Origin of the sequence: Spirosoma sordidisoli (genome assembly GCF_004138325.1) — a bacterium.
Taxonomy (GTDB): Bacteria; Bacteroidota; Bacteroidia; order Cytophagales; family Spirosomataceae; genus Spirosoma; species Spirosoma sordidisoli.
In genome coordinates this window covers 1,300,735-1,321,178 of sequence record NZ_SBLB01000001.1, presented here as the reverse complement: position 1 = coordinate 1,321,178, position 20,444 = coordinate 1,300,735, and the positions used below count along the sequence as shown (strand labels likewise).

Below are 20,444 nucleotides of genomic sequence, written 5' to 3'. Positions count from 1 at the left end.
TGCGGCAAATGTAGTAAATGGTCGCGCTGGTTAGTTGAAAAGCGTGCATATTTGGCCGTTCACATAACCCCACCGCGTATGTCCTTTTCTTCTACTTTAGTCCGGTTTTCGGTATTGACCACCACGCTTTTTACCCTGTCTGCAGCGGCTCTGGCGCAGACGTCATACGATATAGCTCCCGGCGAACCGGCCGTATTCAACGGCGTCGAGTACGGCATCGAAGTACTGAACGAACGAGCCCAGGACGTCAAAACCGAAGAATATAACCGCTACGAACTGGGGCTGTACGTAACCAACAAAAGTGGCTGTGCCAAGCTGATCTTCCCGCGGCAGACCCTGTTTGGTACCGAAAGCAACCCGAACCTCCTGGCCAGTTTCGACTGTCTGAACGCAACCGGCAAACGGATGACCAGCAAAGGCGGGAATCTGCTGGCCCGGCCTTTTGTGGTGCCTTACCGCGAAACCGTAAAGGGAACCGACGGGAAAGACGTCGTTAAAACCACCAACGTGCAGGCCGGGTATATTCTTCGCAACGGCGAGAGCGTCAGTGATCGGATCATTGTGATCGTACCGGCGGGTGAGAAGCCCCGAATGCGGGTACGGGTTCGGGAAATTATCGACAATTTCTGAACAATTCCGGTCTGGAGTGGCTATTTTAGCATGATGAATCATGTTGTACGGAGATGCCTGAGGCTTTTATGGCTGTTGCCTGGCCTGGCATGGGGTCAGCCGGAACCGGCGAACACAAACTACTGGATCCTGCTGGAGGGTAAAGACATCACAGCTCCGCCCGCTTTATCGCCCGCAGCGCTGGCCCGACGGCAACTTCAGCAACTCCCCATTGACGATACCGACCGCCCGGTATCGGCGGCTTATCTGCATCAGCTCCAGCAAACCGGTATTCGGCCCCTGCGCCAGTCGCGCTGGCTGAACGCGGTATCGGCCCGGCTAACGTACGAACAGCGTCGGCAGGTGCTGGCGCTGCCTTTCGTAAAAAGCATACAACCCATCGATCCTGCCCTGATCATCACCGCTACGGAGCCCGTCTCCAAACCGCAGCTCGCACCGGTCATGACCCAGATCCAGGCACCGGATTTTGTGAGGGCGGGCTTAACGGGGCGATTCGTGACCATCGGGGTGATCGACGCGGGCTTTTTCGGAGCCGATTCGGCCAACGCGCTCAAACACGTGTTCAGCCGGGAGGGCGTTCGGCTGGTTCGCGATTATGTACATCCGAACCGGCCAAAAACCAATCTGCTCCGAACGCTGGAGTCCATGTCTGACTTTCACGGTACCGAGGTGCTGGCGGCCATTGCCGGGACCGATCCTACCGAAAATATTCAGTATGGCCTGGCTACCGATGCCACCTTCTACCTGGCCCGTACCGACCAGGGGAATCGTGAATACAGGGGCGAAGAAGACAACTGGGTGGCCGCTATGGAGTGGATGGACAGCCTGGGCGTACGGCTCATCAACACCTCGCTGGGGTATGCCAAAGGCATGAGTAACCCTAAAGAAAATTACGAGCCCCGGCAAATGGATGGCCACACGAGCCTGATCAGCCGGGCCGCCCAGATTGCCGCCGACAAGAAAGGGATCCTGATCGTGGTATCGGCCGGTAACGAAGGTGACGACCGTTCGTGGCGGATCATCAGCACCCCGGCCGATGCGCAGGGAGTGCTGGCCATCGGCGCTACCAACGCCAAACTCTGGAACCGCATCGGCTACAGCAGTATCGGTCCCGAGAGTTTACCGTACCTGAAGCCCAACGTATCATGTTTTTCGCTGTATGGCACCTCCCTGTCGGCGCCTGTGATTACGGGCTTTGCGGCCTGTCTGATGCAGGCCAATCCGAAGCTTACCAACAAACAGGTGATGGAGATCATTGAGAAGTCATCACATCTGTACCCATACGGTAACAATTACGTTGGCTACGGCGTACCCCAGGCGTCGCGGGCGCTGGCGCTCGTCAAAAACCAGTCCCTGCCGGCAACCGCCCGCTCCATCAAAGCCTCGGGTAAGTCGCTAACCCTGGATGTTAACACGGCTGAACCGGCGGTATCGGTCTTTCATAAGAAAGATGCCACCCACGTACTGCAACAGGAAGCGGCCAAGGTTAGCAGCGGCAAGCTGACCCTTAAACGCAGTAGCGGTGAAAAGCAGACCACTGTCGATCTGATTCGGGAAGTAATCGAGGTTGTCTGGGAATAAACGTCATCAACGGGCTTCATCCATGAAAGGAATCTATTGCGTTCTGCTGTTAACGCTCTCCAATGTGTTTATGACCCTGGCCTGGTACGGCCACCTTCAACTCAAGCAATATCCGATGCTGGCCAAACTGTCGCTGTTCGGGATCATCATGCTGAGCTGGGGACTCGCTTTCTTCGAGTACATTTTTCAGGTACCCGCCAACCGGATCGGTTCCAACGAAACGGGCGGGCCTTTCTCCCTGTTCGAGCTGAAAACCATTCAGGAAGCCGTATCGCTGATCGTCTTTACGATCATTACGGTGTACTTTTTCAAAACCGACAAGCTGGCCTGGAATCACCTGGTTGGCTTCGCCTTCATTGTGCTGGCCGTGTTTTTTATCTTCAAGAAATGGTAAGCCGGGGCTGCTGGCTTAGAGGTATTTATCGGCCTTGAGGTAATTGGTCACGTAATCGGTAATGCCGTCTTCCAGCGAGGTGAAAGGGCGTTCGTAGCCGATGGAGCGGATCTTGGCCATGTTGGCCTGCGTATAATACTGGTATTTATCGCGGATGTCGGCCGGGGTATCTACAAAATCGATCTGGGGCTCGAGACCCAGCGCCCGGAAGGTGTTGACGGCCAGATCGCGGAAAGTGCGGGCTTTGCCGCTGCCCAGGTTATAGATACCCGAGTTACGCCGGTGGTGCATCAGAAAGGAGCAGACATCCACCACATCTTTTACATAGACGAAGTCGCGCATTTGCTCGCCGTCGGCAAAGTCAGGGTTGTGCGACCGGAATAACTTCATGTGGCCCGACTGGCAAATCTGGCGGTAGGCGTGAAAGATAACCGACGCCATCCGGTCTTTATGATACTCGTTGGGGCCGTATACGTTAAAAAATTTCAGACCGGCCCAGAAAAACGGTTTCCGTTCCTGCTCCAGCGCCCAGTTGTCGAACTCGTTTTTTGAATCGCCGTACGGATTGAGCGGTTTGAGTTGCGGAATGAGGGATTCGTTATCATCGTAGCCCAGCTCGCCTAATCCATAGGTAGCCGCCGAGGAGGCATAGACGAGTGGAATCTGATACTGGATGCAGCGATGCCAGATCTGTTTGGAATATTCTACGTTAAGGTGCTCAAATATCTGCCGGTCAAACTCGGTCGTATCGGTGCGGGCGCCTATGTGAAAGATGAATTCAACCTCGTGATAATTCTGATCGAGCCAGTCAAAAAAAACCTCCCGATCTACCCGTTCCTGAATACGTTTACTGGCAAGGTTCGGCGCTTTACGGGGGTTGGAAAAGTCATCTACGGCGATGATAAAATTGAAATTTTCCTGATTTAGTTTGTCAATCAAACAGCTCCCTATAAAACCAGCGGCCCCCGTAACAATAATCATAAATGTATGTCCGTAAACGTGTTCGTATCGATAAGTCGATAATAATCAGGATAAACAAGGCAAAGTAGGGTGTAAAGATACTGGATTTAGGCCGAAGAAAGGAATAGCGTTTTTGGTGATAAAATTGTATTTATTGAAGTTAGCGCTGACCGTGTGGTACCACCGGATACTATCTCTGCGGGTTGACACCCGGTTTTTATAGCGGCTCATCAATGCGTATCTTTGTGCACTTTTTTTCACCGGCGTTTCTGGCAACCGCCTTATCTAAACCAGAAAAATGGTCTATATAAACAGAATTGAACATTTCAATGCCGCCCATCGGCTGTACAACCCGGCCTGGTCGGAAGAGCGCAACAAAGAGGTGTTTGGCCCCTGCGCGAATATGAACTGGCACGGGCATAATTTTGAGTTGATTGTAACGGTAAAAGGAGAGCCCAATCCCGATACAGGTTTCGTGATCGATCTGAAAGTCCTCGGCGATATTATCAAGCGGGAGGTGATCGAAAAAGTGGATCATAAAAACCTGAACCTTGATGTCGATTTCATGCAGGGGAAAATGGCCAGCTGCGAAATTTTTATCATGGAGATCTGGAAAATTCTCGAGCGCGCGCTGGCTCCCGTTACCGAAGCCCATCTGCACCAGCTGCGTCTGTACGAAACGCCCAAAAACTTTGTTGATTATTTTGGCGAATAATCAACCCACGTGATTGTCAAGAACCATAGATGACCTATTACCTGATAGCCGGCGAACGGTCGGGCGACCTGCACGGAGCGAACCTGATCCGGGCCATCCGGCAGTATGATCCAGAAGCCCGTTGCCGCGGCTATGGGGGTGAACAGATGGAAGCCGCCGGGGCCACCCTGGTCCGGCATTACCGCGAGATGGCGTTTATGGGCTTTCTGGAAGTGGCCCGGAATCTGGGCACCATCCGGCGCATCATGCGTGAGTGTGAGGCAGACCTGCTCGCCAATCGGCCCGATGTGCTGATCCTGATCGATTATGGCGGGTTCAACCTCCGTATGGCCCGCTTCGCCAAGCGCCACGGCATTCGGGTATTTTACTACATATCCCCCAAGGTATGGGCCTGGAACCCCCGCCGGGCGCTCAACATCAAAGCCAGTGTTGACCGGCTGTTTACCATTTTTCCCTTCGAGACCGAGTTCTTTGCCCAGTACGACTACGATGTCGAATACGTAGGTAACCCGCTGCTCGACGCGCTCCGGGCTTTCCGGCCCGATCCGGCGTTTGCCGGTAAGCTGGCGCTCGACGGACGGCCCGTAGTGGCACTGCTGCCCGGTAGCCGACGGCAGGAAATCAAAGGGATGTTACCGGTTATGCTGGCGGCAACCCGGTCGTTTACGGACTATCAGTTCGTGGTCGGAACGGTCAGCAACCTGCCCGACGAGCTGTACGATACCTACATGGCCGACTACCCGGCCGTTCTGCGGGTGAGCGATTCGGCCTATGACCTGCTGCACGTGGCGTCGGCTGCGCTCGTCACGTCTGGTACGGCCACGCTCGAAACCGCCCTGCTGAACGTACCCGAAGTGGTGCTCTACAAAACGCCACGCTGGTGGTACGAGATCGGCAAGCGTATTCTGGCGGTGCCGTTTCTGTCGCTGGTGAATCTGATTGCCGGTCGGGAAGTGGTTCGGGAGCTGATTCACGACTGCACACCGGAGCGGGTCACCGCCGAGCTGCGGGCCATTCTGCCGGGCGGCCATCGGCGGCAGGAGGTATTGGACGGATACGCCGAGGTAGCGCAGAAAATGGGCGAACCCGGTGCATCAGAGCGGGCGGGCAAACGCATGGTCGAGCTGATGCGCTAGCTCTTTTCGATGATGCCTGTACGCTCCCAGTTGCGGAGCCAGTCTTTCTTGACGCCCTGAACCTGCGAAAAAAACTGGTAGAACGGCAGCATATCGCGTTCGTAATCGCCGGTTACGTAGAGCGGTTCGCTGAGCAGAACGAGCTTACGCGGCCAGTCGAAGCCAACCAGAATAAGCGGAACCCCGGCCTTGAGCGCAATGTAGTAGAAGCCGGTCTTGAGCCGCGAAACGTTACCTCGGGTTCCTTCCGGCGCAATGCAGATGTGAAGTTCGTCGCTTTCCCGGAAGAGGCTGGCGGTGGCGTCGACCATGTTGTTCGACTTGTCGCGGTAAACGGGTTTGCCACCCAGCGCCCGGAACAGCCACCCGGCATACCAGGTAAACAGCGAGCTTTTAGCCAGATACTGAATCCAGATGTGAATAGTGGGCCGAATACCGAGGCCGATCGGGAAATCCCAGTTGGTCGAATGAGGGGCTACTACCCAGATCCCTTTCGGCACTGTTGGAACCGGGCCGACAATACGCCAGCCCCAAACTTTAAATAACCAACGGGCTAGTGCGCCAAGCATAATAAAAAGACGTGAACAGCTATTCGTGAACAGGTATGGGCATACGATCAACCGAAGCTGAAGAGGCTGGCCAATACCTGTTCACGACTAGTTGAACTAGTACTTCCGGTCTTTGCGCTCTAACCAACGGCCGGTCATGAAAGAAGCCGCCAGCAGAACAACGTAGAACAGAATAGTTAGTGGGGTTGAAAGATCCATGTCTGTATTCAGTTGAATTCGGGTGCAAAAGTACAAGAGCCAGCGGTTTAAACCTAAAGGCTCGGTCTACCTTTTGGGTGGTAACTGCTTATAAAACGCCTTTGGTGCTGGGCAGGTTGTCCAGCTCCTTACTATCGCGCCGAACCGCCATTTTGATGGCTTTGGCAAAGGCTTTGAAAATAGCCTCGATTTTATGATGCTCGTTGTCGCCTTCTACTTTTACATTGAGGTTACACAGGGCCGTATCGGAGAACGACTTGAAGAAATGGAAAAACATTTCGGTCGGCATGTCGCCAATTTTTTCGCGTTTGAAGTCGGCATCCCAGACAAGCCAGGGCCGCCCCGAAAAATCAATGGCTACCTGAGCCAGCGCTTCGTCCATGGGGAGCAGAAAGCCGTAGCGGCTAATGCCCCGCTTGTTGCCGAGGGCGCGCCGGTAAGCTTCGCCAAGGGCCAGCGCGGTGTCTTCGATCGTGTGGTGCTCATCGATGTGCAGATCGCCCTGCACCCGTATGGTCAGATCGGCTCCGGAATGTTTGGCAACCTGATCGAGCATGTGGTCGAAGAAGCCAAGGCCCGTCTGAATATCGGCCCGGCCGCGCCCGTCGAGGTTCAGCTCGACGCTGATCTGGGTCTCTTTGGTATTTCGGGCAATGGTGGCCGTGCGGTTGGGCATCCGTAAAAACTCGTAAATCTCGTCCCAGTCGCCCGTTTTGAGCGCTATCCGTTCCTGCATAGCCTCCGTCAAACCGGTAACATCGGCCATCTGAACGGTATCGAGGCCACCCGGCGGCAGAAACAGGATGGCCTGCGCCCCCAGATTAACGGCCAGCTGCACGTCGGTAAGGCGGTCGCCAATTACGTAGCTGTTGGCGAGGTCGTACGAGCCGTCCATGTATTCAGTTAACATGCCGGTACCGGGTTTACGGGTAGGGGCGTTATCCCGGGGGAAATGACGGTCGATGTGGACACCCGAGAAGTGGATGTTCTCACCGGCGAAGGTGTTCATCATCTTGGTATGGGCCGGCCAGAAGGTATCTTCCGGAAAGGCGTCGGTACCAAGCCCATCCTGGTTGGTGACCATCACCAGTTTGTAGTCGGTGTCTTCGGCAATCCGGCGCAGGGCCGATAGCACTTTGGGTATGTAATCGAGCTTGGCGAGCGAGTCGACTTGCTGGTCGGGCTGGGGTTCTACAATGAGAGTACCGTCGCGATCAATGAAAAGAATTTTCTGCATGGTAGGCGCAAATGAGGGGACAAAGATACGCCCCCATCGGATTGCAAGTGAAATTATACTATTTTTGCCCGGTAGTTCTTTATAGCTGTACCCCTCTCTTTATTAGCCAGAAAAAGTACCCGTTGTTATCTGTAGTAAGCTGCCTTATTGGTTTATCCATACGAAAGAATATAGAGACCTCCTTCTCAAAAGAAGCCTGACGAAAGACAACACGTACACATCCTAACAGCTCGATTACAGTAATAAGAACATCAGACGTTGCCTTTTTTTACAGTTCGTACATTTCGATAAACTACGGTTAACTTATGCCTGCACAATCTGGACTAACCCGAATCGGGGTTTTTTATGATGGTAATTATTTTTTACACGTAAGCAACTACTACAACTACTCCCACGAACGACGCAGCCGCATCAGTATTTCCGGACTTCATGCCTTTATCCGACGCCAGGTGGCCGAAGAAGAAGGGGTTAACGAACGGCTTTGCCAGATTGTCGATGCTCATTATTTCCGGGGGCGGCTCAACGCGCACGAAGCCAACCAGCGTGGTAATCAGCTTTTTTACGATCGCCTGTTCGACGATATCCTGATGTCGGAAGGGGTGGTAACGCACTATCTGCCGGTTAAAACCTACCAGGGGTATCGGCAGGAAAAAGGGATTGATGTATGGCTGGCGCTGGAAGCTTTTGAACTGGCTCAGTACAAAAAATTCGACGTCGTTGTGCTGATCACCTCAGATGGTGATTACGTACCGCTGATTCGTAAACTCAATACGCTCGGCTCGCGGATCATGGTGCTGAGCTGGGATTTCGAATTCCTGAACGAACAGGGCGAAAAGCAGGTGACCCGCACCTCGCAGGACCTGCTCGAAGAAGTATCCTACCCAGTCGGTATGCACGCGCTGATCGACGACCGCAGCCGCCGAAACGATACTGTTATTCAGAACCTGTTCGTAAAACAGCAGTCTCGCCCCACCTTCACGGCAGCTACCGCCAATGGCAGTAACTACGACGGCGATTATATGAACGGGAGCGGGTATAACAATGCGTATCAGATAAGTGACGAACCCAACTACAACGTAGCCGACGATGTCGACGACGATCCGGAAGGCCGCAAGATCAGCACGATCCGCAGCCTGAAAACCGGTTATGGTTTTGTAAACTACCCGCCCAACAACCTGTTTTTCCATTACACGAGTCTGCTGGATACGGACTTTAACGAACTACAGGTAGACGACGAAGTAGAATTTAGTATTGGTCATAACGCCGAGGGCAAAGACATTGCCGTAGATGTCCGGCTGCTTCGGCCGTAAGTATGCGTGAAGCGCGGGTAACGATTACCGATAGTTCATCCCTTCAGTGGCAGGCGCTGAAGTGGGCAATGACACAACCCACCCATACCGGTACCTTCGTTGCTTCGCTGACCAACAATGGTATTGCCTATCCCAATGACCCGTTTCCGAACCGACTGTTTGTTGGGGCGAAACGGGTTATTTCGTTTTCGGAGGCCAGCCAGGAGACGACCATAATTACTGCCGACGGCGTACGGCGCTCCGCAGGTCCCGATGTTTTTGAGGCTTTGTACGAAGCGCATCGGCAACAGGCTTCGTTTCTGGTTGGCTACTTCAGCTACGACCTCAAAAACCAGCTCGAAAAACTGAACAGCCGCCACCCCAACCGGCTGGGTTTCCCGGATGCCTACTTTGTGGAGCCGGCCTGGGTTATTGACATCAGCCCGATCAACGGCTCATCGCAGGAGATAACGGTTCGGGGCGACGGGGATGTGCGGGCGGTTTTGGCGGCCATCCTGGCCTTTCGGAAGCCGGTAAGCGGAGTTTTCCGGTCAGATGAATCAGCAATGCCCGCCATTCAGTGTCGCGTAACGCCCGACGCTTACCTGGATACGGTTCGGCAGATCCAGCAGCTTATCCGCGATGGGGACGTGTACGAACTCAATTACTGCATCGAGTTCTTTCTGGAAAAGGCCCGGCTGGACCCGCTGCGTACGTACCAGGCGCTGACGGATCGATCGCCGATGCCGTTCTCGTCGTTTCTCAGGCTTGACAATCGCTATGTGCTGGGAGCCTCGCCCGAGCGATTTCTCCGGAAAACAGGCTCCCGCATTTTGTCGCAACCTATCAAAGGCACCATTCGGCGCGGGCAAACGGCCGAGGAAGATGCCGAGTTGCGGAGCCAGCTTTTTCATTCAGAAAAAGAGCGGGCCGAAAACCTGATGATTGTCGATCTGGTACGGAACGACCTGGCCCGAAGTGCCGAAACTGGCTCGGTACGGGTAGAGGAGTTGTTTGGAATCTATGGTTTCCGGCAAGTTTACCAGATGATTTCAACGGTGTCAGCTACGCTGCGGAGCGATGTGTCATGGGCCGACAGCATTCGTAATGCTTTCCCGATGGGTAGTATGACGGGGGCGCCCAAAATCCGGGCCATGGAACGGATCGATCAGCTGGAGGCCAGCCGACGGGGCGTATACTCGGGAGCGATCGGCTACATCACCCCCGACGGTGATTTCGAATTCAACGTAGTTATCCGCTCGTTGCTGTACGATGCCGACCAGGCGTACGCGTCGTTTTCGGTAGGGAGCGCTATTACCTACGACGCTGATCCCGACCAGGAATGGGCCGAATGTCTGCTCAAAGCCAGTGCTATTCGGGAGGTGCTGGAGCAGACCGCCCTGGCTGGCTGAGCGGGGGCGCTGGCGGTTCAATAATCTTTTGCCTGATCCGTATGGAATTTCTGCCGGAATCGACTCACCAGAGGTAAGTCGCGCGGTCATTTGCTGGTTTACAGGCTCCAGAGGGCGGTATCTACCGCTTACGAAATAAACTACTATATTTTTAGTTAAAAATCGTTAAGCCTGTAACCACCCTAAAATAGTACGCGTAGCTTTACTATTGGTTACCCCTTTCCTAAATCCAAACCGTATGAAAAATCTTTTCCTGCTGGCCGTATTGTGCCTGCTTATGGGGAAACTCCATGCCCAGTCCCCGGCTCGTTTTACCCTACAGGGCCGAGCCGTAGATACGTCAGCCGCTCCGCTGGCTTCCTCTACCGTGATGCTGCTCAGCCCCAGGGATTCGTCGCTGGTGAATTTTGGCCGGACCGACGAGAAAGGAGCCTTTTCATTTAAGAACCTGAAAGCGGGTAACTACATCCTGAAAATATCCTTCGTTGGCTACATGCCGTATAATCAGCTGGTGAAACCAACGGGCGAGGCCCTCGTAGACCTGGGTGCGCTGAAACTCAAACCGATTACCAGAGAGCTGATGGAAGTAGTGGTCAGAACGGCCAAGGCCCCGTTGACCATCAAAGGAGACACGATCGAGTATAATGCCAGTTCGTTCAAGGTGCCGCCGGGCTCGACCGTCGAAGACCTGCTGCGGAAACTACCCGGCGTACAGGTCGATCAGGACGGCAATATCCGGGCGCAGGGACAGGAGGTAAAGAAAGTAACCGTAGATGGCAAGAACTTTTTCGGCAATGATCCCAAGCTGGCTACCAAGAACCTCCAGGCCGACGCGATTCAGAAAGTGCAGGTGTATAACGACAAGACCGAACAGGCTAAACTGACGGGTGTTGAGGACGGCAAGAAAGAGAAGACCGTTAACCTGGAACTTAAGGAAGAATTCAAGAAAGGCGGATTCGGTAAGCTAACCGCCGGGGCAGGCCCAGCCTCGAACGGCATCAGCCCCCGGGCCGACGCCAAGGGAAACTACAACAAATTCGACGCTAAGCGGCAGTTCTCGGTCATCGGGCTGGGCAACAACACCAACCAGCAGGGGCTGTCCTGGAACGATTATCAGGATTTCAGGGGGAGTAACTCCTTTAACTGGAACGACAACGCTGATTTTGGCTTCAGCAGCGGAGGACGGTTCATCTTTTTCGGGGGCGACGAAGACAACGAAAGCCTGAGTATTCCGGTCGATGGCCGGGCCGGACGGGGCTTTTCCAACAACGTGGCCGGTGGGGCCAACTACAACTACGATACCAAGAAAACCAAGCTCAGCACCAGCTACTACTACAGCCAGACACGGCTGCAACTGGATGCCGAACGCAACCGGCGTAACTTCCTGGAAGATGGTTCGTTCCGGACGGCAGAAACGAGCGGTCAGACCAACTTCAACGCCAACCACCGCGTTAGCCTGCGCTACGAAAAAGCCATCGACTCGCTGAATACGATTATCTTCATCAACAACAGCCGGCTCGGCAACGGCAATGCGGGCCTGTTCAGATTACAGGAGCAATTCCGGGTTAACGGGACATCGGGCCCCGAGCTGTTATCGACCCGCAACCGCACCAACAACCGAACGATAGCGGCCACATTCGGGTCGGCCAATACGCTCCTGTACCGGCTCAAGTTCAAAAAGAAAGGGCGCAGCTTTGCCGCCAGCGCTACTTACCAGATCAATACCAGCGACGGCACCCTGAACCTGGACGCGACGAATGAGTTTTTCCAGGCCACCAGCGTCAACGAACAGCTGCGCCGGATTCGGCAGGATCAGGAAACCACCAGTTTGCGCAGCGAGTACAAAGCCAGCCTGCTGTTCATCGAACCATTTGCGAAGAAGTTTTTCTGGGAGTCGTTCTACAACTTCAGCCTCCGCTACGACGAAGTGGACCGGAACGTACTCGATGTGGCCGATGTGGGCAACAGTCGTAACGATTCGCTGAGCCGCTATTACAGAAATAACTACATCTACAACCGACTGGGCAGCAGCGTTCGCTACTCGTACAAGGGACTGAATCTGGCGGTGGGGCTGGCCGGGCAGCAGTTCACGATCGATGGTCGGTTTGCGGTTGATCAGACCTCGTCGGCATTTCGGTTTATTCGCCGGACGTTCACGACCGTTGTGCCGAACGTCTCACTGAACTACGACATGAAAAACAACCGGTACGTCTACGGCGGGTATGACCTGAACGTACGCATACCTTCATCGCGGGATTTGCAGCCGTTTCCGAACAACGCCAACCCGCTGTTTATCACCGAGGGTAATCCGAACCTGCTGCCCGAACTCCAGCATGGTGTCAATATGGGCTTCAGTTACTTCAACCCCGGTAACTTTACCAATTTCTTCGCCAATCTGTACGGCAATTACTACGTCAACCAGATCGTATACAGCCAGCTTGTTGACCGGCAAACGCTCGTTACCCGGAGCTTTCCGGAGAACCTGACCGGCGGGCGTACCATCGGTTCGTACCTGGATTACGGATTTCCCCTCAAAAAAACCAAAGCCACGCTACGGCTCAATACCCAGCTCAATTTTGGGCGCAACCTGACCAATATTGACAGTGTCAGGAATGAAACCTACAACCAAAGCTACAACATAGGAACCCGGCTCGACCTGACACCGGTTGAGTGGCTGACGTTTTACGGTAATGCGAACGTAGGCATTTCCCAAACCCGGTATTCGATCAACACGGGCCAGAATCAGACCATTATCACCAACAACTTCGGGGGCGATCTTAACCTCAAGCTACCCGCCGGTATCTACCTGACATCGGCGCTGAACTACCGGGTCTATAAAAATGAACGATTCGGCTTCGACCAGCGGGTGCCGCTCCTGAACGTATCGGCCTACCACATTCTGGGCAAGGCCAAAAAAGCCGAAGTCCGGCTGTCGGCGGTCGACCTGCTGAATCGGAATCTCAACGTATCGCAGTATGCCGGCCAGAACTTTGTTTCGGAAGAGCGGGTGCAGACGCTGGCCCGGTATTTTCTGCTTAGCTTTACCTATAACATGCGTGGGGTTCAGGCCAAGATGCGCCGGGAGAACTTTTAATGGAGAAACCAACCCGTCTGATACACTCAAATTAGCAAGTTATGAACCGGTTCATTCTTATTCTCTGCGGTATGCTGATGACTACGCTATCGCTGGCGCAGCAGACCGAAGGCGTGGTAACGTACCAGCGCAAAACCTACTGGAGCAAGATTATAGCCCGGATGACTTTTCTGAGCCAGGAGCAGAAAGACCGGGCGGCTCAGACCTGGAAAAACGACGACGAATCGAAAGAAAAAATGAAGCTGTCGTTCAACGCCAACGAGAGTCTATATACCTACGCCAGCGAGCAGGGCGAAACCGAAGACGGGCAGTACTCGTGGCGTAATGCCGATCTGGTGCTGTACCGAAACTTCGACAAGGATAAAAAGATCGATGTGATGGAGATGCTGGGTAAAACCTATATCGTTGAAGACTCCCTGCATACACCGACCTGGAAAATCGGTAACCAGATCAAGGAGGTGGCGGGCTACATCTGTATGCGGGCCGATACAGAAGATCCCATCAAGAAGCAGAAGATAACGGCCTGGTTTGCGCAGGATATTCCGGTGCCGGCCGGTCCGGAGCGGTACAGCGGTTTGCCCGGCGTCATTCTGGAACTGAACCTGAACGAAGGAGACGTCATCATCGAAGCAACCGGCGTGGCCTTCCGTAAGCTCACCCCCGACGATCTGAAGCTACCCAAGCTGAAAGGGAAAAAGCTGACGGATACAGCCTACGACGCCCTGATTTCGCAGCATATTGCGGAGAGCATGACCGCTCATCGCAACCCGTTCTGGACCATTCGCTACTGATTGGCCAGGGGCGTAACCTGAATGTTTTTCTGCTCAATGCGCGATAGCTCGGGGAGCTGTCGCGCCTGGTAGCGCTGGTCATAGGTGCCTACCGAGGTCGTATCTTTTTCGTCGCCCTTGTAATTGATATAGTCCTGAAACCGGATACCGCCGATCGTTTGGGGGTTGATGGCTTTGCGGAAGCGCGGGCCCCCTTCGCTGTAGGCCAGGTAATCCATGGTGTGGGTCTGCTGGTTGAACCAGTAGAAGAACGTATCCTGGTAGTCGTTGCCACCGCCTTCGGCCCGAAATCGCACCCGTACTTTATGATAAGCCTGCCCGTCAATCTGGCTTTGGCCGGCATAATCGGCCAGTACAGCCGGGTCGCTCAGTTTGTGTGGCAGCAGCACAAAATAGGCTACCGAGTTCACCGCCCGGCTGTATTTACCGATCTGGGCGGTATCGAGCGGCTGAGCCTGGTTGTTGCGGGTGCGGATAAACGAATCGTTGGTAAGTACTTCGTGAATGGCTACGCCGGCCGAGTCCCGATAGCTGCGTTCGTACCGAAAACGGCCATTCTGTTGTTCCAGCACGAGGTGAAACTGCCTGAAGTCGAACGAGATCCGCTTATTCTGGTACGCATCACCACCGTGGGCCGCAATCGCCTGATCGATAATAGTTCGAGCGTCGTTCTGCGGTTGGCAGGCGGCTGTGATGAGGAACAGGGAGCTGGCGACAAGGAGAAGACGGGGCATAGGATACGGAGTAGGGGAGGTACAAACCTACAAAAGTGGCTGTGGATAGAAAAGGAGCGTCTGCCAGGGTATAACAGGAAAAGCCGGATTCTGTCCGGCTTTTCCTGTCAGATGGAAATGGAATCGCTTACATACCCGAGGTGGAGAACTGTACCCGATCAACGGCGAACAGGGGTTTCTGCCCGGCCGATGGGTTCACAAAAATCAGATACAGCTTGTGGGTACCCGCCACCGGCTGCCGGAAGGGCAGGCTTACCGGACCGGTTGTTCCCTGTTTCACATCGGCCTCACCGATCAGCGTACCCGTTGGCGAGTCGAGACGAGCCTCAAGTTTACCACCAGCGGCTCGTTCGTTCGGTGCAAACGCCATAACCGACAAGCTCTGAATATCAGTCATGTCGATATCGTTGAAGGCTACGTAGCTGCCCGATTTGGTACCGAAAGCGGCTGGCCCCTGCTTGGGAATGTCGACCTCGCGGATATCCTTTTTCGTATCGGCAGCGGTGGCTTTGATCTTCGGACTACGCAGCGCCAGTGTGGTTGTTCCCGTCAGTGGGCCCATGGTGCCGTTACCACGGTCGGTATACGAGGCCGTCAGGACGTAGGCACCCTCTTTCTTCTGATCGGTGGGCACGTAGTTACCGGCTACCGGCTGCTTATTGGCTGTTTTCTCATCGGCCAGCGACAGAATATACCGGACCATCTCGGTTGCTTCGCTGTCTTTGAGCTGCGGGTGTGCGCTCATGGCCTGTTCGCCCCATACACCGCCCCCGCCTTTGATGATCTTGTTGGCCAGTTTGCCTTCGATCTGGAACGCCCCTTTGTATTTTTTGGCTACATCGAGGTAAGCCGGTCCAATCGATTTTTTGTCGATGGCATGGCAGGCTTTACAGTCGCTCAGTTCGATCAGGCGTTTGCCGGTCGAGAAACTGGTATTGGCCTGGTGACCCTGCGCCAGCATCGTTTTATCGAAACCTTCGAGGTAGTCGATCGTCATCGTTACGTCGTCGGCGCTGATGCCTTTCTGGAGCGTACCATCTTCTTTATCAACCACTTTAACGGCGTATTTGACCGGTTTGTTGGGGAAGTAGAACGAGCGGTTTCCGGTCACGGCCAGGTCGACTTTGGGTTCATCGTTCCCTACCCGAATATCCATCGTTTTAGTGGCCACGTTACCGGCAGCATCCGTCACTTTCAGAACGGCCGGATAAACACCGGGTTTGGCAAACGTTACCGATGGGCTGGCGGTGGTTTGTTTGGGTAGTCCTTTGCCAAACGACCATTCGTACTTCAGCGCGTCGCCGTCATAATCGGTGGTGCCTTTGCTGTCGAACTTCACCGTCAGCGGGGCCGCGCCCACCATTTTGCTGGCAGAGGCTACGACTACCGGTCTGCGATTACCGGCGTTGTAGGTGATGCGGCTCAGGCGGGCATCGTCGTTGGCGGCAAACCAGCGCTGGCCATATTCCAGCGTATAGAGGCTACCGTCATTGGCGAACTGCATGTCGATGGTGTGCGAAAATTTGGCGCTGGGCATGAACCGCTCCATCTTTACGAAGTCACCCTCTTTAGTCATGGTAACGGGGTTGATCCAGTCGCGCATCCAGTCGTAGGCGAAGAACTTCCCGTCGTAGTGGCGGGGAAATTTGACGGGGGTTTCCGGATAGTCGTCGTAGTAATAAACCGGGCCGCCCATGCCGTTACGACCGCCCTTGCCAACAATCTCCCCAAACTCGGGCGACTCGGCATAGGGATAATAAATAAACGCTTTCTGCGCCGGGGGCAACTCGCGCAAACCGGTGTTGTGGGGCGAGTCGTTGATCGGCTTCATCGGATCGAACAGCGGACCCGACAGGCTGTCTTTGAACGAGTATGCGTTATAGGCGCGGTTGTCGGCTACGAACAGTGGCCAGCCGTAGTAGCCCGCCTTACGCGCCTGGTTGATCTCGTCATGACCCCGTGGGCCTTTCTTGGGGCTGTTTTCACCAGCATCGGGCCCTACTTCGCCCCAGTACAGGAAGCCCGTACGCTGGTCAACGGCAATGCGGTAGGGGTTACGGTTACCCATCACGTAAATTTCCGGACGGGCCTTGGGATTGCCTTTCGGAAACAGGTTGCCCTCCGGTATAGAGTAGGTACCGTCGGCTTCTGGCTTGATGCGCAGGATTTTGCCGCGCAGGTCGTTGGTATTGCTGCTGGTCAGGCGGGCATCCCAGCCGCTCCGGCCCGGCCGCTCGTCGATGGGCGCAAACCCCTGGGAGTTGAAGGGGTTGGTATCGTCGCCGGTTGAGAGGTAGAGGTTGCCGCTACGATCCCACGCAATAGAACCGCCGGTATGGCAGCAGTCGGTGCGCTTGACGGGTACGGTCAGCAGCACCTTTTCGGTGTTTAGTAAGAGGGTATCCCGAACGTCGTCGTACACGAAGCGGGACAAGTGCTGGGCGGTATCGCCGGGAGCTTCGGCCCGGGCAACGGGCGAGTAGTAGGCATAAATCCACTTGTTCTGTTTGAAGTTCGGGTCGATGTTGATACCCATCAGGCCGTATTCGAACTTGGTATAGACCGGGAAATTCGCCACTACTTTTACCGCTTTGGTTTTCGGGTCCCAGAGCTTCAGCGCGCCTTTCCGTTCGGCAAACAGCACTTTACCGTTGTCCAGCACCGCCAGTTCGGTCGGTTCGTCGAGGCTCGATACGAGTACCTGTTTCTCGAACCGGTTTTCTTCGGGATAGGGCTGGGTTTTGGCCTGGCTGTATTTCAGGCTGGTAGCCATCACGGATTTGAGTCCGCCCAGCAGATGTTTGAGATAAACCGGGTTGACAAACGTTTCGTCGGGGTGACCAAAGTTGGTGTAGAACGCTTTGCCGCCGTCGTAATCGTGATACCACGACATGGGGTGGTTATCGCCCATTTTCCCGTCTTTGTACGTTTTCTCATCAATCTTGACGAGCACGTTCACGTCGGTGTTGAAGTTCTTGAAGTCGTAGAACTCGTCTTTGACTTTCCAGCGGTCGGGGAAGCCAAACATCGACGCGTGGTCTTTATTGACCACATACGCTTCGCCTTCCTGAACGTTCGGATTACCGGGGTGGCTGGCAAACTGCCCGCCCGCCAGCTTGTTGTACCAGGGCCAGCCGTATTCGGTGTCGGTCGCAGCGTGGATGCCCACGTAGCCACCCCCGGCCTGAATGTACCGCTCAAAAGCCGCCTGCTGGGCATCGTCCAGCACATCGCCGGTGGTGCTGAGCCAGATCACAGCGCCGTAGCGTTTCAGGTTGGCATCGGTAAACTGGCTGGCGTCTTCGGTGGTGTCGACAGCAAAGCCGTTCTCCTGACCGAGTTTAACCATCGCGCGTTTACCGGCGGGGATTGAGCCGTGCCGGTAGCCTTTTGTTTTGGAGAAGACCAGCACGCGGTTCAGCGCCATCGGTTTGACGGCTGCGGTTGCTGGTTTGGCCGATGACTGGGCCAGTGCCTGATCGCTCAGACCGGGCAACAGCGCTGCCAGCGCACCCGCCAGCAACCATGAGCGGGAGGGGAGCCATTCATTTTTCATAGAGATATACCTGATTGGGTAACTGGGAACAGTACGACGGAAGCTATGTTCCGGACGGAAAGCCACATTGGCTTATACCAAGAAACAAATGTACCAAAAAGACACCGATCTAGTAAGCTCGTTGGCTAGGTTTTATACCCGTTTTGCCGCTTTTTTGACGGGGTTTACGCATTTTATACCGGGCTGTAAACCACCTAGTCTACCTTCCTGAAGGTCATAATTGGTTTGCTGTCGCGCAGCAGTGTCAGGGTGCCGTTTGTAACGCTGTAGGCGAGCGACTGGCTGAGCGCTTCGAGGAAGTCGCCCTCGGTCCGGCCGGATTCGTCGAGGCAGGCCATTTTCGTTACGGCCAGCGGTCCAAACTGAATGAGTCGGGTATCGGCCTTGACGCGCCCGCTCAGGCGGTTGCAGCCGGTGGTACCCATAACCCGGCCTTCGGTTAGCTGGATCTCCAGCCGGGGCACTTCCTGGCGAGGGCCAGCGGCCTGCACGGGTTTCCCGTTCAGGGTTTTCAGCACCCAGATGTCCTGGAGCAGGGCAACCTGCCGGAGCGACGCGCCACAGCCCGCGTAATTCTGACGCTTGTACGAGATGGCTACGCGGTAATCGTAGCGCTGGCCCGACATGGCGTTGACGCAGCTGTCGGGCCGGAACTGAATGGTGATGCGGTCGGCGCCGGCTTCGGTCTCATATCGGAAACTGCCGTCCGGGCCCGCGGTCATTGGCGGTACGGCTGTCGTCAGACTGTCGCCGGTTAGGGTCGAAAATTGTAGTCGGTTTTTGGAGGGGTTGATGGTCAGCGACCAGAACGGCTCCGTGCCGGTTGCAACGAGTTCATGGCCGGCTTTCAGCGCGGAGCTGTAGTCGGCCAACTGGGGGAGGGGCGTGGTTGAAACCGGTCGGGACGCCTGTCCGGTTGGGGTAAGCGTCGCGCCTAACCGGGTCGACGGCCTGCGGCATGCCGCACTGATAAGCAACAGAACCAAAACGAGTCTCAGTGTCATGACGGGAGTTGAGATGGGCAGAAAACCAACCGGTCCCTACCCGACTAATAATGTCTTTGATGCCTTTTAGGTTTAAAACGGAGTAAATAGTTTAACCGGCTGAGAAGCTGCTTGACCAGGCGATTTATGCCCCTAAGCTGATGGCTACGGCCAGTCTCATTAATTCGGACGGCTTCTGAACAGTCACTGCCTGTGTATCGTTAAGTTAGCTTATTAACACAACGTTATGAAAAGAGGATGGATCATTGCCCTGGGGCTGCTGCTGCTCGGCGTCATTGGCGCTTATATCTGGTATAGCCGACTGAAAAATAATGCCGAATCGGAAGGGGGCGCGTATGACAACACACTTAAACCACGCCTGGAAGTCAGCACGCTCGATATCACTAATATCGATGACGATGTGATCGATATGACCCTGAAGATGCTGATCGATAACCCGCTGCCGGTAGGGTTCAAGGCCACTGGATTGCGGTATACGGTCTACATGGCCAAAACGCCCATTGTCGAAGAAACCTACGCTAAACCCATCGAGGTCGAGTCGGGCGACAGCACGTTCATTACGCTGCCCATGAAGCTGCTGAACAAAAAACTGATGACGGTGCTCAAAACCCTCGATGAGAAAGGCATCGACAGTACCACCTACGGGGTTCGGGCCACGTTCGATCTCGACGTGCCGATTCTGGGCGAACGTACGTTCACGCAGACCATCGAGAAGAAGCTGCCTACGTACTACATTCCGACCATCAAAATTGAAGACATCGATTTCGGCAAACTCGGCCTGAAGCGGACGGATGTGGCCGCGAAGGTGAACGTCGAAAACCGGAACCGGTTTCCGTACAACTTCACCGATACGCGCTACACGGTATCCATTGACGGAAAGCAGATTGCGGAGGGGGAGCAGCCTGAACCAATTTTGATCAAACAACAGGCCGTCACGCCCGTTGTTTTTCCGGTAACGGTAAAGCCGGGGCAGTCGCTGGGTTTATTGCCCAAGATGCTGTTCGACAAAAAAGACACTCCTTTCCTGGTGACGTTTCAGTGTAAAATCATCGATAAAAACGGGAATCTGGCGTTCAAAAACAGCAAGTTCAACACGACCATTCGCGGAACCCTGGCCGACTTCAAAAAAGACTAGCCGACCGGC

At 54.7% G+C, this 20,444-nt stretch carries 16 protein-coding genes; 10 read left to right on the top strand and 6 right to left on the bottom strand.

Features of this window, described 5'->3' with window-relative positions; translation table 11 throughout:
• The first annotated feature begins 78 nt into the window (after positions 1-78).
• Genes EQG79_RS05720 through EQG79_RS05710 form a run of 3 tightly spaced genes read left to right on the top strand, consistent with a single transcriptional unit; the run spans position 79 to position 2,605 of the window.
• Positions 79-630, top strand: a complete 552-nt coding sequence (locus tag EQG79_RS05720) for an ABC transporter permease (protein ID WP_240699280.1) — start codon at positions 79-81, stop codon at positions 628-630.
• Positions 631-663: 33 nt separating this feature from the next.
• Positions 664-2,211, top strand: a complete 1,548-nt coding sequence (locus tag EQG79_RS05715; RefSeq protein ID WP_077924143.1) for a S8 family serine peptidase — start codon at positions 664-666, stop codon at positions 2,209-2,211.
• Positions 2,212-2,233: 22 nt separating this feature from the next.
• A complete protein-coding gene (locus tag EQG79_RS05710) occupies positions 2,234-2,605 on the top strand; it encodes a DMT family protein (protein WP_077924092.1) in 372 nt (123 codons plus the stop codon).
• Positions 2,606-2,620: 15 nt separating this feature from the next.
• Here the strand turns inward: EQG79_RS05710 and rfaD are convergent, their stop codons facing one another.
• Complete coding sequence (gene rfaD, locus EQG79_RS05705) at positions 2,621-3,586, bottom strand: ADP-glyceromanno-heptose 6-epimerase (RefSeq protein WP_077924093.1); 966 nt, start codon at positions 3,584-3,586, stop codon at positions 2,621-2,623.
• Between the two features lie 277 nt (positions 3,587-3,863).
• Between rfaD and EQG79_RS05700 the strand changes: the two genes are divergently transcribed.
• Both EQG79_RS05700 and lpxB read left to right on the top strand, forming a co-directional pair.
• On the top strand, positions 3,864-4,280 hold the full coding sequence (locus EQG79_RS05700; RefSeq protein ID WP_077924094.1) for a 6-pyruvoyl trahydropterin synthase family protein: 417 nt from the start codon (positions 3,864-3,866) through the stop codon (positions 4,278-4,280).
• A gap of 29 nt (positions 4,281-4,309) precedes the next feature.
• Positions 4,310-5,416: a lipid-A-disaccharide synthase gene (gene lpxB, locus EQG79_RS05695; protein WP_129600521.1), complete on the top strand. Its 1,107-nt coding sequence runs from the start codon at positions 4,310-4,312 to the stop codon at positions 5,414-5,416.
• On the opposite strand, the gene EQG79_RS05690 is transcribed toward lpxB, so the two are convergent.
• Complete coding sequence (locus tag EQG79_RS05690; RefSeq protein WP_129600519.1) at positions 5,413-5,985, bottom strand: 1-acyl-sn-glycerol-3-phosphate acyltransferase; 573 nt, start codon at positions 5,983-5,985, stop codon at positions 5,413-5,415. The two genes, lpxB and EQG79_RS05690, sit on opposite strands and share 4 nt — an antisense overlap.
• A gap of 286 nt (positions 5,986-6,271) precedes the next feature.
• Positions 6,272-7,420, bottom strand: a complete 1,149-nt coding sequence (gene hisB, locus EQG79_RS05685; protein WP_129600517.1) for a bifunctional histidinol-phosphatase/imidazoleglycerol-phosphate dehydratase HisB — start codon at positions 7,418-7,420, stop codon at positions 6,272-6,274.
• 305 nt (positions 7,421-7,725) lie between these two features.
• Between hisB and EQG79_RS05680 the strand changes: the two genes are divergently transcribed.
• From EQG79_RS05680 to EQG79_RS05665, 4 genes are all read left to right on the top strand, one after another.
• Positions 7,726-8,730: an NYN domain-containing protein gene (locus EQG79_RS05680; protein WP_129600515.1), complete on the top strand. Its 1,005-nt coding sequence runs from the start codon at positions 7,726-7,728 to the stop codon at positions 8,728-8,730.
• Between the two features lie 2 nt (positions 8,731-8,732).
• A complete protein-coding gene (locus EQG79_RS05675) occupies positions 8,733-10,121 on the top strand; it encodes an anthranilate synthase component I family protein (protein WP_077924099.1) in 1,389 nt (462 codons plus the stop codon).
• A gap of 238 nt (positions 10,122-10,359) precedes the next feature.
• Positions 10,360-13,215, top strand: a complete 2,856-nt coding sequence (locus EQG79_RS05670; protein ID WP_129600513.1) for an outer membrane beta-barrel protein — start codon at positions 10,360-10,362, stop codon at positions 13,213-13,215.
• Between the two features lie 41 nt (positions 13,216-13,256).
• The gene (locus tag EQG79_RS05665; protein ID WP_129600511.1) at positions 13,257-14,006 is read left to right on the top strand and encodes a GLPGLI family protein; all 750 of its coding nucleotides are present in this window, start codon (positions 13,257-13,259) and stop codon (positions 14,004-14,006) included.
• On the opposite strand, the gene EQG79_RS05660 is transcribed toward EQG79_RS05665, so the two are convergent.
• The 3 genes from EQG79_RS05660 to EQG79_RS05650 all read right to left on the bottom strand — a co-directional run bounded on the left by EQG79_RS05660 (position 14,000) and on the right by EQG79_RS05650 (position 19,300).
• Complete coding sequence (locus tag EQG79_RS05660) at positions 14,000-14,740, bottom strand: DUF6503 family protein (RefSeq protein WP_129600509.1); 741 nt, start codon at positions 14,738-14,740, stop codon at positions 14,000-14,002. The two genes, EQG79_RS05665 and EQG79_RS05660, sit on opposite strands and share 7 nt — an antisense overlap.
• A 127-nt stretch (positions 14,741-14,867) precedes the next feature.
• Positions 14,868-18,296, bottom strand: a complete 3,429-nt coding sequence (locus EQG79_RS05655) for a ThuA domain-containing protein (RefSeq protein ID WP_129600508.1) — start codon at positions 18,294-18,296, stop codon at positions 14,868-14,870.
• Positions 18,297-18,490: 194 nt separating this feature from the next.
• Entirely contained in the window at positions 18,491-19,300 is an 810-nt protein-coding gene (locus EQG79_RS05650) for an META domain-containing protein (protein ID WP_236648930.1), read from the bottom strand.
• A gap of 226 nt (positions 19,301-19,526) precedes the next feature.
• On the opposite strand from EQG79_RS05650, the gene EQG79_RS05645 reads away from it, so the two are divergent.
• Entirely contained in the window at positions 19,527-20,435 is a 909-nt protein-coding gene (locus tag EQG79_RS05645; RefSeq protein WP_129600506.1) for an LEA type 2 family protein, read from the top strand.
• The last annotated feature ends 9 nt before the right edge of the window (positions 20,436-20,444 follow it).

Excerpts from the sequence above, each read along its gene's own strand:
- EQG79_RS05720 (WP_240699280.1), top strand. The coding sequence starts at position 79 with ATGTCCTTTTCTTCTACTTTAGTCCGGTTTTCGGTATTGACCACCACG.
- EQG79_RS05715 (WP_077924143.1), top strand. The coding sequence starts at position 664 with ATGAATCATGTTGTACGGAGATGCCTGAGGCTTTTATGGCTGTTGCCT.
- EQG79_RS05710 (WP_077924092.1), top strand. The coding sequence starts at position 2,234 with ATGAAAGGAATCTATTGCGTTCTGCTGTTAACGCTCTCCAATGTGTTT.
- rfaD (WP_077924093.1), bottom strand. The coding sequence starts at position 3,586 with ATGATTATTGTTACGGGGGCCGCTGGTTTTATAGGGAGCTGTTTGATT.
- EQG79_RS05700 (WP_077924094.1), top strand. The coding sequence starts at position 3,864 with ATGGTCTATATAAACAGAATTGAACATTTCAATGCCGCCCATCGGCTG.
- lpxB (WP_129600521.1), top strand. The coding sequence starts at position 4,310 with ATGACCTATTACCTGATAGCCGGCGAACGGTCGGGCGACCTGCACGGA.
- EQG79_RS05690 (WP_129600519.1), bottom strand. The coding sequence starts at position 5,985 with ATGCTTGGCGCACTAGCCCGTTGGTTATTTAAAGTTTGGGGCTGGCGT.
- hisB (WP_129600517.1), bottom strand. The coding sequence starts at position 7,420 with ATGCAGAAAATTCTTTTCATTGATCGCGACGGTACTCTCATTGTAGAA.
- EQG79_RS05680 (WP_129600515.1), top strand. The coding sequence starts at position 7,726 with ATGCCTGCACAATCTGGACTAACCCGAATCGGGGTTTTTTATGATGGT.
- EQG79_RS05675 (WP_077924099.1), top strand. The coding sequence starts at position 8,733 with ATGCGTGAAGCGCGGGTAACGATTACCGATAGTTCATCCCTTCAGTGG.
- EQG79_RS05670 (WP_129600513.1), top strand. The coding sequence starts at position 10,360 with ATGAAAAATCTTTTCCTGCTGGCCGTATTGTGCCTGCTTATGGGGAAA.
- EQG79_RS05665 (WP_129600511.1), top strand. The coding sequence starts at position 13,257 with ATGAACCGGTTCATTCTTATTCTCTGCGGTATGCTGATGACTACGCTA.
- EQG79_RS05660 (WP_129600509.1), bottom strand. The coding sequence starts at position 14,740 with ATGCCCCGTCTTCTCCTTGTCGCCAGCTCCCTGTTCCTCATCACAGCC.
- EQG79_RS05655 (WP_129600508.1), bottom strand. The coding sequence starts at position 18,296 with ATGAAAAATGAATGGCTCCCCTCCCGCTCATGGTTGCTGGCGGGTGCG.
- EQG79_RS05650 (WP_236648930.1), bottom strand. The coding sequence starts at position 19,300 with ATGACACTGAGACTCGTTTTGGTTCTGTTGCTTATCAGTGCGGCATGC.
- EQG79_RS05645 (WP_129600506.1), top strand. The coding sequence starts at position 19,527 with ATGAAAAGAGGATGGATCATTGCCCTGGGGCTGCTGCTGCTCGGCGTC.